Origin of the sequence: Pedobacter aquatilis (assembly GCF_030409415.1) — a bacterium.
GTDB classification, from domain to species: Bacteria; Bacteroidota; Bacteroidia; order Sphingobacteriales; family Sphingobacteriaceae; genus Pedobacter; species Pedobacter aquatilis.
The window spans coordinates 1-14,501 of the sequence record NZ_JAUFPW010000030.1 but is presented as its reverse complement, the minus strand read 5'-3'; the positions used below and the strand labels follow the sequence as shown (position 1 = coordinate 14,501).

Below are 14,501 nucleotides of genomic sequence, written 5' to 3'. Positions count from 1 at the left end.
GTGGCAAACGTTGAAATATAAATGATACAAATAAATAGTCAGCAGATATTTTGCCAAATGGGAGATGTATCTCCAGATGGTTATTTTATCTATAATATTAGTAAATCTTCGGTAGAATATGCAAATCCTGCTTCATACAAAATTTTTGGTGTTGAGCCTACAGAACTAGAGAATTATGCTGATCTACTTATTAAAAAAGTCCATCCCGAAGATTTGCATCACCTATTGAGTTGTTATGATGAGTTAATTGTAGATGGTGGCGCAAAAAAATATATGTTTAAATTTAATTTTAATCAGGAAGAGAAATACTTGCGGTATTCGCTCGTACGCTCTGAAGATGGAATTTATATTTATGGAACAATTGAAGATTTTACAGTCGATCAGGAGAATAAAATCCACATAGAGCAAATAAATGCCCGTAAAAATGTAACACTAGAGGTGCTTGCTCATGATTTAAAAGAGCCGATGGGAATGATAAGAATGACTGCGAGCTCATTAGAAAATAATCTTGATCGTTTAGGCAAAAATGATTTAGAAAACTCACTGCGTTTTATAAATGATATGTGTGAGCGGAACCTAAAATTGGTGCGTAGTATTGTTAATCAAGAATTTCTTAAATCTTCAGTTGTCGCAATAAAAAAAGACCGTGCAGATTTAGTGTGGGAACTAAAAGATGTTGTGCGCTTTTATAATCGTTCGCATCTTAAGGATGTTAGAAAATTTACATTTTCAAGTACCCAAGATAAAATTTTCTTGTTTTTAGACAGCATGAAGTTTTTGCAAGTAATTAATAACCTAATTTCAAATTCGATTAAATTTACTTCAGAAGGAGGGAAAATAGCGGTATTTGCCGAAGAAAGAGATGATGATGTGTTGGTTTCAGTTAGCGATAATGGAATTGGTATTCCTTCCTCTATGCGTAGTCAGCTTTTTTACTCCAATAAAGAAGTATTAAGAAGAGGACTTAATGGAGAAGAATCTGGTGGTTTAGGTATGAGTATAATTAAGGATATTGTTGATCTACACGGTGGTAAGATTTGGTTTGTTAGTGAAGAAGATGTTGGAACAACCTTTTTTATATCACTTCCTAAAAATTAACTTTTAAATATTTTTAATATGTGCATTCAACTTGCACAATGTTTATTATTTTTTGTATTATCCCTACTATGGATTCATTTGCTCCGCAATTTCATGGTATTATAGCCATCAAACCCTATAATAGGTCAACTGATATCCTCCATATTGTAAGTAAAATTTAATGCATGCCAACTTAAAGAAGCTGCATAAATAGTAATAATTTATTTAGTTATTCTTTAACTTAAGCGAATCTTTAGCTCTTTTTTTAAAGAAACCGCGTAATAGAAAATTACTTTGTAAGGCTTCTAAATCTTCATCAAGTTTTTTACTGCTTTTTTCCAGGTTAAGCATAATAGATTTTACCTGTCTTGCGGTTTGTTCGTCATTGAGTAATAGTCCTGCAGCATTGTCGCTACTTTTCAATTTTGAGGATGCACGCTCTAAATTTGCAGCCATTAAACTTGCCGACTCCGTAGTTTTATTTAGATTAGTAACTGCATTATCAAATTTATTAAAAACTGCAGTGTCGGTAAGCATTTTGTGCATTAGGCCATCTTTCGAATTTATGGTTTTGCTGAACTCCCTAAGTTCAACAGCTGCTTTTGAAGTCATTTGTGAAGTTTGGCTCAAATTAGAAACCATAAGTTTAAAATTTTGTGCCACAGCTTCATCAGTTAGTAAAGCGCCGGCAGCGCCTTTACCATCTACCAAATTACGGGCAAGTACTTTAAAATCTGCAGTAACATCCACTAAATTTTTATTATTAACCTGGAGGGTCTTCATAATATCGTCTGTAGAGAGTGAGGTATTAACTTTGAGCATATCGCCATCTTCAACAAATGGGAATTTTGGCGTACCACCGGTGAGCACTACGATTTTATTTCCGATCAGTCCGTCTGCACCAATACTTGCGCCAGCATCTTTGTGAATGTATTTATGCACATCTTCTTCTATGCTTAACAGTACTTTAACTTGCGAAGATCCATAAAAATCAATTCTCTTGATTGTACCAATCTTTACTCCAGAGAACCAGACATTATTGCCTTTTTTAAGGCCTTGAATATCATTAAAAACCACGCTTAGGTTAAAGCTTTTTACAAATGTTTTCTTTTGGCTTCCTAAGGTAAATATAGCAACTACAAATATCAAAATGCCAATGGCTATAAAGATACCTACCGTTATTTTTTTTCTGTTATCGTTCATGTTTTAACGTATAAAATTATAATCAAAAAATGGTTGTGCCTGCGCATCATTAGCAGTAAATATGGCATCAAAACTTCCCTGACGATCGAAACGTCTTTCTACAAGCATTGCTATACGGTTACCAACTTCTTTGGCACAGGTTAAATCGTGGGTAATAATAATTGCACTGGTGTGGTATCTTTCCTGCACATCGTTAATAAGTTTATTAATTTCTTTTGATGTTATTGGATCGAGGCCCGCGGTTGGTTCATCATAAAGCATAATTTCGGGTTTTAGCATGAGTGTTCTGGCTATTCCTATTCTTTTACGTTGCCCGCCTGAAAGTTCGGAAGGCATCTGGTTAATAGTCTGCAATAAACCTACCGCGTCAAGCATTTCTTCAACTAATGCATCTACCTCATTTTTAGTCATATCTTTTCGGTTTCTCACCAACGGAAATTCAAGGTTTTCCCTAACAGTCATGCTATCGTAAAGCGCACTATTTTGAAAAGAGAAGCCAACCCGAAGTCTAAGATCTAGTAAATCAGCGTATGCAATTTCATCAATACGCTGATTTAGTACACTAATTTTTCCGCTGTCTGGACTAAGAAGGCCAACAATAATTTTAATTAATACAGATTTACCCGTACCACTTTTGCCTAACACCACTAAATTCTCTCCCTTGTATAAATCAAGCGATGCGTTTTCTAAAACAACATAATCTCCAAAGGCTTTGTTTAAACCCGAAATTTCTATCACTTTTTCTCCACTTAAATCGGTTTCTGGTTTTGATAGCATAAACTATGTATTAAATAAACTGAAAATTTGAACGCAGACCACTTCTTCAATAAATATTAAGAACATGGCGGTTACTACAGCAGAGTTAGCTGCTTTTCCTACACCTTCGGTACCCTTAGAAGAGTGATAGCCTTGATAGCAACCCACAATTGCAATGGTGAAGCCGAATAATATTGCTTTAAATGTTGAAGCGATAATGTCTAAATAGGTAATGCTTTCCAGTGCACTTTGAAAAAATGTTGTAGCACTCGTACCTTCATTTACAGAAACATTTAATAAAGCGCCTAGCATACCAACCATTGCGGTATAAAAAGTAAGTATTGGCATTGTTATCGTTGCCGCAAGAACTCTTGTAACCACTAGAAATTTAAATGGGTTTGTTGCACTTACCTCCATTGCATCAATCTGTTCACTAACTTTCATCGAGCCAAGTTCGGCACCAATACTGGAGCCAACTTTTCCGGCAGCAATTAATCCGGTAAGCAAGGGGGCAAGGGTTCTTAACAGGGCAATGCCAACTAGGGAGGGAAGCCAGGAAGTAGCGCCAAATTCTGATAAGGATGGTCGCGATTGTTTAGTAAATACAAGGCCAGTAATGAAACCTGTGGTCGAAATAAGTAACGCAGAACGGTAACCAATTTCGTAACACTGCCGCATAAGTTCTTTAAACTCGTATGGTGGTAGAAAAGCTTCTTTAAAAAACCGCCCAATAAATCCAAAAACATTATATAGTGCAATAAATCCTCGTCCGAATTTGCCTGGCTGATTAGGAGTATTGCGTTCCTGTCCTATTCCCATATAAGTTAGTGATTATTTTTTGCTGCTTTTTTCTGTAATGAAGCTTCCTTTGCTAAACGATATTGATGAATCTCCATTGTATCTGCGGGAGACAAACTGCCATAAAAACTTTGGAAAGTAATATTCAAGGTTTCACTTGCTTTTTGAAATTCTTTTTCGCCAATAAGTCCGTTTTCGAATTCATTGCGAAGAGTGTAAGATTGGTCTAAGACAGATTTAGCAGAATCAACGATTGACTTACTGCCTAATACGGTCTGCTCCTCTACACGATTACCCCCAGAGCCTTTTTCCGGATTGGTGTTGTGACAAGCAATCATAAAGAGTAAGGGTAGAAGCATTAATCTTGATTTCATGCTAATTATACAATAATACCCGATTTTTGTTTGCTCAAACCGTTGTCGTGAGAAAATAAATTCCTTTATCATGTGGCTTTAACAGTAAGGGTTGCAATAACTTCGTATTTGCATCATGCATTTTAGGCAGCAATAGCTTAAAAAGAAATAAAACTCCTCCGCTACATAAATACAATTTATCTAAGCCAGAATTTTGATTTTCACCTCATCGGAGAATACGGAATTTAGTAGTATGACGGAGCTGAAAACACAATTATTAATCTGTAAGTTGTCTGGCAACTCTATTTGTTAAATCTGCTATATCGAATGGTTTAGGAATAAAATCATCAGCCCTGCTGCGGAGTTTCATTTTTTCAATCTCAACATTGGCTGTAAGTAATATAACCGGAATTGCCTTTGTATTTCTATCCAATTTCAGATGTTCACAAATATTTATTCCGTGGCCATCCGGCAACATTACATCCATAAGAAATAGATCAGGTTTGTCGCCTTTTAGTGCGAGATTAAATTCGGCTACATTAGTAAAACCTGTTACCTCGTAACCTGCAGTTGTGAGTATTTCTTCCAGCAATTCCAGAATATCAATCGTATCTTCTAATATGTATATCTTCTTTTTCATTATTATTTATTGAAAAGAAACACATATTAAAAACTTTTGTTTATCCCTTATTAAAAAAAGATATCCAGTGAGGTGTATTAGGTATTATTATTAAGATATATTATTATTTATAATCTTCTAAATCAAGCAGATTAGTATGTAAAAATATTTCACATTAAATAGCTCAAAAAAAAGGAGTTTCTACATAAACAAAAACTCCTTTTAATACTTAAGCAAATGGCTTACATTTTGGTCATTGTGTCTTTAGCCATTGTATCAGTCATCATCGTATCGCTTCCCATACTCATTGTGGTGTCGGTTATTGTAGTGTCTGTCATTGTAGAATCCGCACCATCCGCTTTTTTCTCTGAACAAGCCACTACCGTTAAACTTAATGCCAAGGCTAAGAAACCTAATTTGAATAAATTTTTCATGTTTTTTTGTTTTATAATTTATTGATTACCAGTTGATATATTAAGAAAACAAAAGGTAACCCAAGTTTCTGTAACGTATCGGCGAATATTCCTGATTTGAGTGGTAATCAGTATTTAAGCTTACAAAAATGATACACCATCCGTATAAAGTTTGATGTGTTATCCTTTACGAATTACATTATATGTTGGCGATAATAAATCTATTCCTGCTTCAGATAGGGAATTTCTTATAATTTGTTGATATACTTAATGCCATAACAGCATTTGATTATGCCGCAGGTACATGGCTTACCACAGCTGAAACCATTAGCGTAATTGCACCTACAATAAATAAACTAAGACCAATGGTTTGCATAATTTGTTCGGCTTTTGGAGTAAATGATGCCCGGTCTGTCGCTACTATTTTACTTAATCCTTTTATATTGTTCCTTAACTTTTTTCTATGAATTGCTAAGGCTATAATCACGAACCCAAAGGCCATTACAATAAGTCCGTTTAACTCAAGTATATTAATGATGTTATTTTCCATACATTAATTACAAGTCAGGCTTTAAATTGTTTAGTGATAATTTTTTGGTATTGATTTATAATGTTCCAAATCCATCATTAATCTGCGAATTTATAGTTGATGCATTGGCTGTGATATGGCTTGCAAAAAATAGGATATTTGCATAGTAACGCTAAGGCGTTTCCGCTTCGTGCTGATTTGGAAAGGTTAATGTTTAATTCAAACACAAATGGTAAAAAATTTTATTCTTAGTGTTGCTATAGGGGTTTTCTTTTCAACATTTGCTAAGGCTCAAAAGGTTATAGATAATATGTTAAGCGAAAGCAAAAAAAGAGAAGGATTTAGACTCCTTTTCGATGGTAAAAGTACAAAAGGCTGGCATCTTTATAATCAGGGAAAGATATCATCTGCTTGGATAGCCAAAAATTGTGATCTTAGGTGCGTACCAGGAACAGATGCGGAACATGGGGATTTAGTAACAGATGAAAAGTTCCAGAATTATGAACTTCTTTTCGACTGGAAAATTTTCAAAGATGGAAACGGCGGCGTATTCATCAATGTGTTGGAGAAAAAAGATATACCAACAGCCTGGGCTTCGGGACCTGAGTACCAACTATTGGGTAATGCATTATGATTATGCGAAAGAAATGAAACGTTCTGGTTGCTTATATGGTTTCTCAAAACAACTTAATGCGCCGCCAATGGTTGCTGCGGGCGGGTGGAACCATTCGATAATCCGTCAGCATGATGGAAAAGTTCAGTTCTATTTAAATGGTGTATTAACTGCTGAACAGGATTTTACAACAGAACAATGGAAAAAAGCCATAGCAGCAACAAGTTTTAGTAATTTTCCTGAGTTTGGAAAGCAAACCAGCGGGCAAATTTCCGTACAGGATTGAAATAAAAGTGTTTCGTTCAAGAACCTTTAAATCTAGTACATTTTATAATCCACCTTTAGGAATTACCTTTAGATGGAGGTGTTTTGACCTTAAATTTGCAAGTGGATAAAGGAGTTGGAACTAGACAGAAAGTGTAGGATTATACCAAACTTATCTTAATGAAATAGTTCTGATTCAATCAATCCGATAGATAAGTAATGTGCAACCTTATCCGACCGCATAAACTTCAAACGACTATATATTTAATAAAAAATGACTGAAAATTTTGATCGAATAAAAACAATATCGTAATATTGCAATATTAAAGAACCGAAAAATATGGGTGCAACAAAGACTGAACACTTTACAGACCGACAAAATCAAATTGCGACAATTGCAAAAGCATTGGGACATCCTGCAAGAATTGCAATTATTGAACATCTGATGAAAGTAAACGAATGTATTGGAGGTGACATTGTGAACGAACTTCCTTTGGCTCAACCAACTGTTTCGCAACATTTGAAAGAATTAAAAAATGCTGGAATTATAAAAGGAAATATCGAAGGAAATTCAATTTGCTATTGTATTGACGAAAAAACAATCGACATTTTAAATTCATATTTCTTAAATATTATACAAACCGTTACAAAGGCTAAATGCTGCTAAGTATTTTTTTGAAGTAATTTATCGCAATATTGCATTAAACAAATAAACTAAAAATAAGATGAAATTGTCAAACGTAAAACAAATTTTGCCAACATTAGAAAATGTTGAATTTCAACTTGAAAACGGAACTTTCGTTCCCGAACACTTTCACGTAACAGAAGTGGGAATGATGACTAAAAACTTCATTGATTGTGGCGGTGTAATCCGAAGCGAAAAGGTTTTAAACTTTCAACTTTGGAATGCAGATGATTTTGAACATCGTTTAAAACCAAACAAATTGCTAAATATCATTACACTTTCGGAAGAAAAATTAGGTATCGAAGATTTTGATATTGAAGTGGAATATCAAAGTGAAACAATCGGAAAATACGATTTAGAATTTAATGGAAAAACATTTGTTCTCAAAAATAAAACAACGGCTTGTTTGGCACAAGATGCTTGCGGTATTCCATCAGAAAAGCAAAAGAAAAATCTTATTGAGTTAAATGTAAATCAATCAGCTTGCACACCAAATTCGGGTTGCTGTTAATAGGATACAGTATGGAAATTCAATTTATAATAAAAGACAATTTTTCAGAAGTTGTAGAAATATATAAACAAGGTTTAGCAACCAACCATAGCCACTTTTCAGAACGATTTGCCTCAATGGGAAAATTGGGACAAAGGACATTTTGATTTTTGCAGAATTAGTATTTATGAAGATAATAAAATGCTTGGTTGGACAGCCCTAACACCCGTTTGAGCAGATGTGTTTATGCAGGTGTGGCAGAAGTAAGCGTTTATGTTTCACAAGAAGCAAGGGGAAAAGGTATTGGCAAAATATTATTAACCGAGTTGATTAAACAAAGCGAAGCAAACGGAATATGGACTTTGCAATCTAGTATATTTTCCGAAAACATTAGCAGTATAAAACTGCACAAAAAATGCGGTTTTAGAATGGTAGGATACCGAGAAAAAATTGGAAAAAAAGACGGTATTTGGAAAGACAATTTTCTGATGGAAAGGCGAAGTCTAAATATTTGAAAATGAAAGAAAAATTCATAAACCACAAGAAACCCATTATTATCACTAAATCTGTAATTGTTTTGCAACTCATTTTTGGCTTCGACCCAAAGTTTTGCATTACCAATATCATTTGGTTATTCGTTTAAAATTATGACAAAAAAAGTATTAGTGCTTTGCACGGGAAATAGTTGCAGAAGCCAAATTGCAGAAGGTTATTTAAGACACTTTGCTGGCGAAAAGGCAGAGATTTATAGTGCAGGAGTTGAAACTCACGGAGTAAATCCGAAAGCCATTGCAACGATGAAAGATGACGGAATTGACATTTCAAACCACACTTCTAACAACATTGACGAATATCAAACCATCGACTTCGATATTGTAATTACAGTTTGCGATAACGCTAAAGAACGCTGTCCATTCTTTCCGACAAAAGCTCAGAAATTTCACTATAATTTTCCCGATCCAGCAAAAGCGAAAGGAACAGACGGGGAAATCACCGAAGAATTTAGAAAAATAAGACAACAAATTAAAAGTTACTGCGAGAATTTTATTGCTAAAAATTTATGACTTGACGACCATAAAATGGTGATGGGAGAACAGGCATTTGGCAAAAGTGGCGGTTCAGTTTTGCAGAGAATTTTGTGTTAAAATTCAACTTCGCTAAGCCTTAAACCATCACTTGCCATTATAACCTACGTAAAAAAAAACTTTATCTTACATTTAAAACCACTTTACCTTTAGCTCGACCGCTGGAAACATAAGACATCGCTTCATTCATTTGCTCGAAAGAAAATACTTTATCCACCACAGGATGAATAACACCTGTTTCAATCAATTTTGAGATTTCAGATAACTGTTTTCCATTCGCTTTCATAAACAAAAACGAATAATTAACACCAAGTTTTTTCGCACTACTTTTTGTTTGTCTACTCAAAAAGAAAATGGCCGTTTTCATAAACCATGACAATCCCATTTCTTTTGCAAAAGCAGTGTCAGGCGGACCTGAAATTGAAATCACTTGTCCACCAGGTTTCAAAATCCGTAATGACTTTAAGAGCGTTTTTTCGTCTTGACTATTTAAAACCAAATCATAACCTCTCAAAATCGTTTCAAAATCTTGCGTTTTGTAATCAATCACTACATCAGCACCTAAACTTTTTACCAAGTCAAAATTATTGGCACTTGTGGTAGTGGCGACAGTTGCACCCAAATGTTTTGCCAACTGAATAGCAATGGTACCTACACCACCCGAACCAGCTTGTATAAAAACTTTCTGACCTTTTTTGAGTTTTGCTTTTTCTACAAAAGCTTGCCAAACGGTTAGAGCTACCAACGGAATAGAAGCAGCTTCTTCAAACGAAATGTTTTTCGGCTTTAAAGCCAAATCTTTTTCATTAACAGCAATAAATTCTGCAAAAGTTCCGATATGATAATCAGCAGGGCGGGCAAAAACTTCATCTCCAATTTTGAAGCCACTTACTTTAGGACCAACCCCAACAATAGTTCCTGCAACGTCGTGCCCTAAAATCAAAGGAAACTTATAGGGCATTAGTAACTTAAATTCTCCGCTTTTCAATTTAGCATCTAACTGATTGATACTTGCCGAATGAATTTGAATTAAAACTTCGTTTTCCCCAACAGTTGGTTCTGGTATGTTAACCAATTGAAGTTTGTCGGTTTTACTATATTTTGAAATGCTATATGCTTTCATATCGATTGTAATTAATTTATTAATTTTTTGTTGTGCTTTTTCGAATTGATGATACGGTATGCCACCTTAGGAAGAAAGCGGTTTAAAAAGTAAATAGTCTTACTGTCGCCAATTCTAATGGTATAAATATCATTTTCCAATCCTTTAATCAAGCCACTTACCAATTGTGCAGGACTGATTTTTTTATCATCGCGATCGATAACCATATCTGTATCAACTAAGGGAGGGAGCAGTTCAAAAATCTTCAACTCACTATTAATAATTTGCAGATGATTGCGTAACGATTTCACATAAAAAGCCAAAGCCGTTTTAGAAGACGAATAGGTGGCTTCAATGGAAGATGGAACGATACTGAGAATGGATGTAGTGTGGATAATCGCAGCTTCTTTTCTGGATTTTAGCATATCCATAAAAAGATTGTTCAGCTGTATTACGCCAAAATAGTTGACTTCCATTTCGTAAATAGCACCTTCTAAATGTTCGCTTTTAGGAATACCCAAATTGGATGGTGGTATGCCAACACCTGCATTATGGTACAAAACATCAATACCTCCCAAATCCTCTACTGCTTTGTACAAACTTTTGGCATCAGCTTCTTTAGATGCATCACTTTGTATTGCAATAAGTGCTGGGTAGAGCCGTAATGCATCATCCAGCTTACGCTGATTTCTTCCGGTAATGACCACCTTAGCACCTACCTGCAAAAAATGGCGGGCAGCTTCTAGTCCAATGCCTGATGCACCACCTGTGATTAAGATGGTTTTTCCTTTTAAGTTCATGACATCTAAATTTAAGATTAATTATTAATGAGGTGCTTGTTCTGAAACTGGATTTAACAAAGCGTGGATTTTTTTACTGTCGCCGACTGGAACTTCGAACTGATTTTGTTCTAAAGCTAAAAATAATTCATCCGCAACTTCAGATGGCGGAATACCATTTGCACCACCTATTTCCGCCGAAAATTCCGTGTTGACTAAAGGTGGATAAACTTCGTAAATATGCAGCTTTTCGTTCTCTTCAAACGTATCACGCAAGCCTTGGGTATAACTATGGAGTGCCGCTTTGCTAGCTGAGTAAGTAGGCAAAAATTTGTTTGACCTGAAAACTGCAATGGAAGAAATGTTGACGATTGCCGAATCATCTTGTTTCAATAATTGTGGCAAAACCAAAGATGTGAAATGAATTACACTGATGTAATTGGTATTGATTTCCTGATAAGCTTTTTCGGCAGTATTGTTTTCACTGTTGCTTAGGTCGTTCATAAATGCTGCACCTGCATTGTTCACAATAATATTCACCTGCGGATGATTTGTTTTTAAATCTTCCGCAATGCGAATTCTATCTGCTTCAACTGATAAATCGCCTTCAATGGCAACTGCATTATCAAGCACCTTAAGCGCTTGTTCAAGTCGTTCTCTACTACGTCCGTTAATGATGACCTTGTTGCCTGCTGCATTAAATTTTTTTGCGATTTCCAGACCTATCCCGGCACTTCCGCCACTGATAAAAATTGTATTTCCTGTTGTTTTCATTTTAAAAAATTTGTAAATTTGCTTGCGTTTTGCAAGTGCAAATATATAAAACAACTTTCATTTTGCAAGTGATTTTAATAATAAATTTATGGTTAATAGTAAGAAAAGATCAGATTGTCCTGTTAGTAGTTCTTTAGATGTTTGGGGCGACAAGTGGTCTTTATTAATTGTTCGGGATTTAATGTTTGCAAAACAATGTACCTACGGCGATTTTTTAAAATCAGGAGAAAAGATTGCGACCAATATTTTAGCATCCCGACTGCAAACGTTGGAAGAGAACGGAATTATTACAAAATCAGAACATCCGGACAGTAAAGCAAAAGTTTTATATCAATTAACGCAAAAGGGAATAGACTTACTTCCTTTAATGATTGAAATAAATTTGTGGGCAGAAAAATATTTTACCATACCGGCAGACCGGAAAGAAATGTTGAAAGAAGTAAAAAAGGATAAAGAAAACTTTATTAAAACGGCCATAAAAGACATGAAAAAATGAGCGCTAGTAACTAAAATTGAGGCGATTGCAACTGATGCAAAACAGATCTTAACAATAGAATCCTTTTGTCCGACAGAATTATTAAAGAAACTGCCTAAAAGTTTTCTAGAAAAACTGAAAAATTGTAAAAAAAATATAACTAGATTAAAAGAAAACCTTACTTTATTGAAGTTTTATTTTCTTCTTTTAAACAAAAAAAGCTTATCATTCGATAAGCTTTTTTCGTACTTAAGATAAAAATCTTTAAAGTGCCTCAGAAACTACATCAGTAACTTCTGGAACCATTCTCTGCAGTAAATTTTGAATACCAGATTTCAATGTAATTGTAGAAGAAGGACAACCACTGCAAGAACCACGAAGTTCTACAGTAACAACACCTTCATCAAAAGATTTATAAGTAATTGCACCGCCATCTTGCTCTACCGCTGGGCGAACATAATCGTGCAAAATTTGCTGTATTTTAATTTCAGTTTCCGAACCTTCGAAACTTGGCGCTTCTTCAGCCGTAGCTTCTTTAATTTTTAATTCAGACTCTACTGCACCTTTTACAAACTCTTTTAAAATAGCTTCGATATCAGCCCATTCAGCATCATCGGTTTTTGTAATAGTTACAAAATTGCTGGCGAAGAACACACCCGAAACAAAGTTAAATTTGAATAACTCTTTAGCAAAAGGTGAATGTTCGGCGCTATCTTTAGTCGCGAAATCTTCACTTCCGTTAATTAGCAACTTATTTACCATGAATTTCATGGTTGCCGGATTTGGAGTTTGTTCTGTATATACGTTAATGGTCATGTCTAATCAATTTGATAAACAAAATTACTAATAAAGATTAATAAAGCTTTTTCTTGCTGTCTGTTTAGCGTCAATTTAATATTAGAAAATGCCTGTGTAATTAAATGGTGTAATGGTTCTCAAAGTAGCTTTTACATCTTCAGCAACTGTTAGTCCATCGATAAACTGGCTAATGCTATCTGCGTTTATTTTGGAATTAGTTCTTGTTAATTCCTTCAAAGCTTCATAAGGATTTGGATAATTCTCGCGTCTCAATATAGTTTGGATTGCTTCGGCAACAACCGCCCAGTTATCTTCTAAATCTGCCTGTAAGGCAGCTTCGTTTAATAAAAGTTTATTTAAGCCGCGAAGCGTAGAATTGATAGCAATTAAAGTATGACCAAAAGGAACACCAATATTTCTTAAAACTGTAGAATCAGTTAAATCTCGTTGCAAACGGGAAACCGGAAGCTTGGCAGCAAAAAATTCAAATAACGCATTTGCAATTCCGGCATTACCCTCAGCGTTTTCGAAATCAATCGGGTTTACTTTATGTGGCATAGCCGATGAACCAATTTCACCAGCCTTTATTTTTTGTTTAAAATAATTTTTAGAGATGTATGTCCAGATATCTCTGTCTAAATCAATAATGATGTTGTTAATTCTTTTCAAAGCATCGCATTGCGCTGCAAACTGATCATAATGTTCAATTTGTGTTGTGTGTTGTGCTCTGGTTAAGCCTAAAGTTTCATTTATTAATTTATTAGAGAAACTTACCCAATTTATTTGTGGATATGCGATGTGATGCGCATTAAAGTTTCCTGTTGCGCCACCAAATTTTGCGCTATTGGGAATCGCTTTTAAAACTTCAAGCTGAATGTTTAAACGCTCAGCAAAAACCAAAAATTCTTTACCCAATTTGGTAGGAGAGGCTGGTTGGCCATGCGTATGCGCCAACATTGGAATGTCTTTCCAGTCGTTAGACAGTTCCTCGATTTTTTTTATTAAAGATTGAACAGCTGGATAATAACTTTCATTCAACGCAAGTTTGATAGAATAAGGAATTGCGGTGTTGTTAATATCCTGAGAGGTTAAGCCGAAATGGATGAACTCTTTGTAATCTTGTAAAGATAAACTGTCGAATTTACTTTTGATGAAGTACTCAACCGCTTTAACATCATGGTTGGTTACTTTTTCTGTCTCTTTAATTTCCAAAGCATCGCTTTCTGAAAAGTTTTCATGAATTTTTCTAAGCTGAGGAAAAAGTGATTTTTCGAATTTTTCTAAACCTGGGAGGTTAATCTCGCATAATGCAATAAAATATTCAATTTCAACAAAAACACGATATTTAATTAAAGCTTCTTCTGAGAAATAAGCGGCTAAACTTTCGGTTGTTTTTCTGTAACGACCATCAACTGGAGAAATTGCTTGTAGTGCGGTTAAATTCATTATGCGAAATATATTAAGCCGCAAATTTAGTATAATTGGTTGATTTCCGGGAGTGTGCTAGTTAAGTTTTTTAGAAATAATGATTTTGATTAAATTAAAAAAATATGAACATAAAAAAAAGCCTTAAGAATCTCTTAAGGCTTTTATTTTTACTGAGAATTTTAAAAAGGTCATTATATTGTTGTTATGCAAAATATATTGACTGTTCGTGTGAGGCCATTTGAGGCTAGGTAAACATTGAG

At 34.7% G+C, this 14,501-nt stretch carries 21 protein-coding genes; 9 read left to right on the top strand and 12 right to left on the bottom strand.

The window, feature by feature from the left end; all coding sequences use genetic code 11:
- Positions 1–21: 21 nt before the first annotated feature.
- A complete protein-coding gene (locus tag QWY86_RS12740; protein ID WP_290242702.1) occupies positions 22–1,098 on the top strand; it encodes a PAS domain-containing sensor histidine kinase in 1,077 nt (358 codons plus the stop codon).
- 204 nt (positions 1,099–1,302) lie between these two features.
- On the opposite strand, the gene QWY86_RS12735 is transcribed toward QWY86_RS12740, so the two are convergent.
- From QWY86_RS12735 to QWY86_RS12705, 7 genes are all read right to left on the bottom strand, one after another.
- On the bottom strand, positions 1,303–2,280 hold the full coding sequence (locus tag QWY86_RS12735; RefSeq protein ID WP_290242701.1) for an MlaD family protein: 978 nt from the start codon (positions 2,278–2,280) through the stop codon (positions 1,303–1,305).
- 3 nt (positions 2,281–2,283) lie between these two features.
- Positions 2,284–3,057, bottom strand: coding sequence for an ABC transporter ATP-binding protein (locus QWY86_RS12730; RefSeq protein ID WP_290242700.1), 774 nt, complete (start codon positions 3,055–3,057; stop codon positions 2,284–2,286).
- 3 nt (positions 3,058–3,060) lie between these two features.
- Complete coding sequence (locus QWY86_RS12725; RefSeq protein WP_290242699.1) at positions 3,061–3,855, bottom strand: MlaE family ABC transporter permease; 795 nt, start codon at positions 3,853–3,855, stop codon at positions 3,061–3,063.
- Between the two features lie 5 nt (positions 3,856–3,860).
- Positions 3,861–4,208: a hypothetical protein gene (locus QWY86_RS12720; RefSeq protein WP_290242698.1), complete on the bottom strand. Its 348-nt coding sequence runs from the start codon at positions 4,206–4,208 to the stop codon at positions 3,861–3,863.
- Positions 4,209–4,464: 256 nt separating this feature from the next.
- Entirely contained in the window at positions 4,465–4,827 is a 363-nt protein-coding gene (locus QWY86_RS12715; protein ID WP_290242697.1) for a response regulator transcription factor, read from the bottom strand.
- A 221-nt stretch (positions 4,828–5,048) separates the two neighbouring features.
- Positions 5,049–5,240, bottom strand: a complete 192-nt coding sequence (locus tag QWY86_RS12710) for a hypothetical protein (protein ID WP_290242696.1) — start codon at positions 5,238–5,240, stop codon at positions 5,049–5,051.
- Positions 5,241–5,508: 268 nt separating this feature from the next.
- On the bottom strand, positions 5,509–5,769 hold the full coding sequence (locus QWY86_RS12705) for a hypothetical protein (protein ID WP_290242695.1): 261 nt from the start codon (positions 5,767–5,769) through the stop codon (positions 5,509–5,511).
- A 208-nt stretch (positions 5,770–5,977) separates the two neighbouring features.
- Here QWY86_RS12705 and QWY86_RS12700 point away from each other — a divergent pair, with 208 nt between their 5' ends.
- From QWY86_RS12700 to QWY86_RS12670, 7 genes are all read left to right on the top strand, one after another.
- Complete coding sequence (locus tag QWY86_RS12700) at positions 5,978–6,382, top strand: 3-keto-disaccharide hydrolase (RefSeq protein ID WP_290242694.1); 405 nt, start codon at positions 5,978–5,980, stop codon at positions 6,380–6,382.
- The gene (locus QWY86_RS12695; protein ID WP_290242693.1) at positions 6,372–6,647 is read left to right on the top strand and encodes a 3-keto-alpha-glucoside-1,2-lyase-like domain-containing protein; all 276 of its coding nucleotides are present in this window, start codon (positions 6,372–6,374) and stop codon (positions 6,645–6,647) included. Before QWY86_RS12700 ends, QWY86_RS12695 begins: the two co-directional genes overlap by 11 nt.
- Positions 6,648–6,965: 318 nt before the next feature.
- On the top strand, positions 6,966–7,292 hold the full coding sequence (locus tag QWY86_RS12690; RefSeq protein WP_290242692.1) for an ArsR/SmtB family transcription factor: 327 nt from the start codon (positions 6,966–6,968) through the stop codon (positions 7,290–7,292).
- A 58-nt stretch (positions 7,293–7,350) separates the two neighbouring features.
- Entirely contained in the window at positions 7,351–7,821 is a 471-nt protein-coding gene (locus QWY86_RS12685; RefSeq protein ID WP_290242691.1) for a DUF6428 family protein, read from the top strand.
- Positions 7,822–8,009: 188 nt separating this feature from the next.
- Entirely contained in the window at positions 8,010–8,315 is a 306-nt protein-coding gene (locus QWY86_RS12680) for a GNAT family N-acetyltransferase (RefSeq protein ID WP_290242690.1), read from the top strand.
- 2 nt (positions 8,316–8,317) lie between these two features.
- On the top strand, positions 8,318–8,443 hold the full coding sequence (locus QWY86_RS12675; RefSeq protein ID WP_290242689.1) for a hypothetical protein: 126 nt from the start codon (positions 8,318–8,320) through the stop codon (positions 8,441–8,443).
- 4 nt (positions 8,444–8,447) lie between these two features.
- The gene (locus QWY86_RS12670; RefSeq protein ID WP_290242688.1) at positions 8,448–8,864 is read left to right on the top strand and encodes an arsenate reductase ArsC; all 417 of its coding nucleotides are present in this window, start codon (positions 8,448–8,450) and stop codon (positions 8,862–8,864) included.
- 142 nt (positions 8,865–9,006) lie between these two features.
- Here QWY86_RS12670 and QWY86_RS12665 read toward each other — a convergent pair whose 3' ends face one another.
- Genes QWY86_RS12665 through QWY86_RS12655 form a run of 3 tightly spaced genes read right to left on the bottom strand, consistent with a single transcriptional unit; the run spans position 9,007 to position 11,540 of the window.
- Positions 9,007–10,008 carry an NADP-dependent oxidoreductase gene (locus QWY86_RS12665; protein WP_290242687.1) on the bottom strand — a complete coding sequence of 334 codons (1,002 nt, stop codon included), beginning with the start codon at positions 10,006–10,008 and terminating at the stop codon, positions 9,007–9,009.
- 11 nt (positions 10,009–10,019) lie between these two features.
- Positions 10,020–10,787 carry an SDR family oxidoreductase gene (locus tag QWY86_RS12660; RefSeq protein WP_290242686.1) on the bottom strand — a complete coding sequence of 256 codons (768 nt, stop codon included), beginning with the start codon at positions 10,785–10,787 and terminating at the stop codon, positions 10,020–10,022.
- 24 nt (positions 10,788–10,811) lie between these two features.
- Positions 10,812–11,540: an SDR family oxidoreductase gene (locus QWY86_RS12655; protein ID WP_290242685.1), complete on the bottom strand. Its 729-nt coding sequence runs from the start codon at positions 11,538–11,540 to the stop codon at positions 10,812–10,814.
- A gap of 88 nt (positions 11,541–11,628) precedes the next feature.
- Between QWY86_RS12655 and QWY86_RS12650 the strand changes: the two genes are divergently transcribed.
- Positions 11,629–12,036, top strand: coding sequence for a winged helix-turn-helix transcriptional regulator (locus QWY86_RS12650; RefSeq protein WP_290242684.1), 408 nt, complete (start codon positions 11,629–11,631; stop codon positions 12,034–12,036).
- 243 nt (positions 12,037–12,279) lie between these two features.
- On the opposite strand, the gene QWY86_RS12645 is transcribed toward QWY86_RS12650, so the two are convergent.
- On the bottom strand, positions 12,280–12,831 hold the full coding sequence (locus tag QWY86_RS12645; protein WP_290242683.1) for a NifU family protein: 552 nt from the start codon (positions 12,829–12,831) through the stop codon (positions 12,280–12,282).
- A gap of 81 nt (positions 12,832–12,912) precedes the next feature.
- Positions 12,913–14,259, bottom strand: coding sequence for an adenylosuccinate lyase (gene purB, locus QWY86_RS12640; protein ID WP_290242682.1), 1,347 nt, complete (start codon positions 14,257–14,259; stop codon positions 12,913–12,915).
- Between the last annotated feature and the right edge of the window lie 242 nt (positions 14,260–14,501).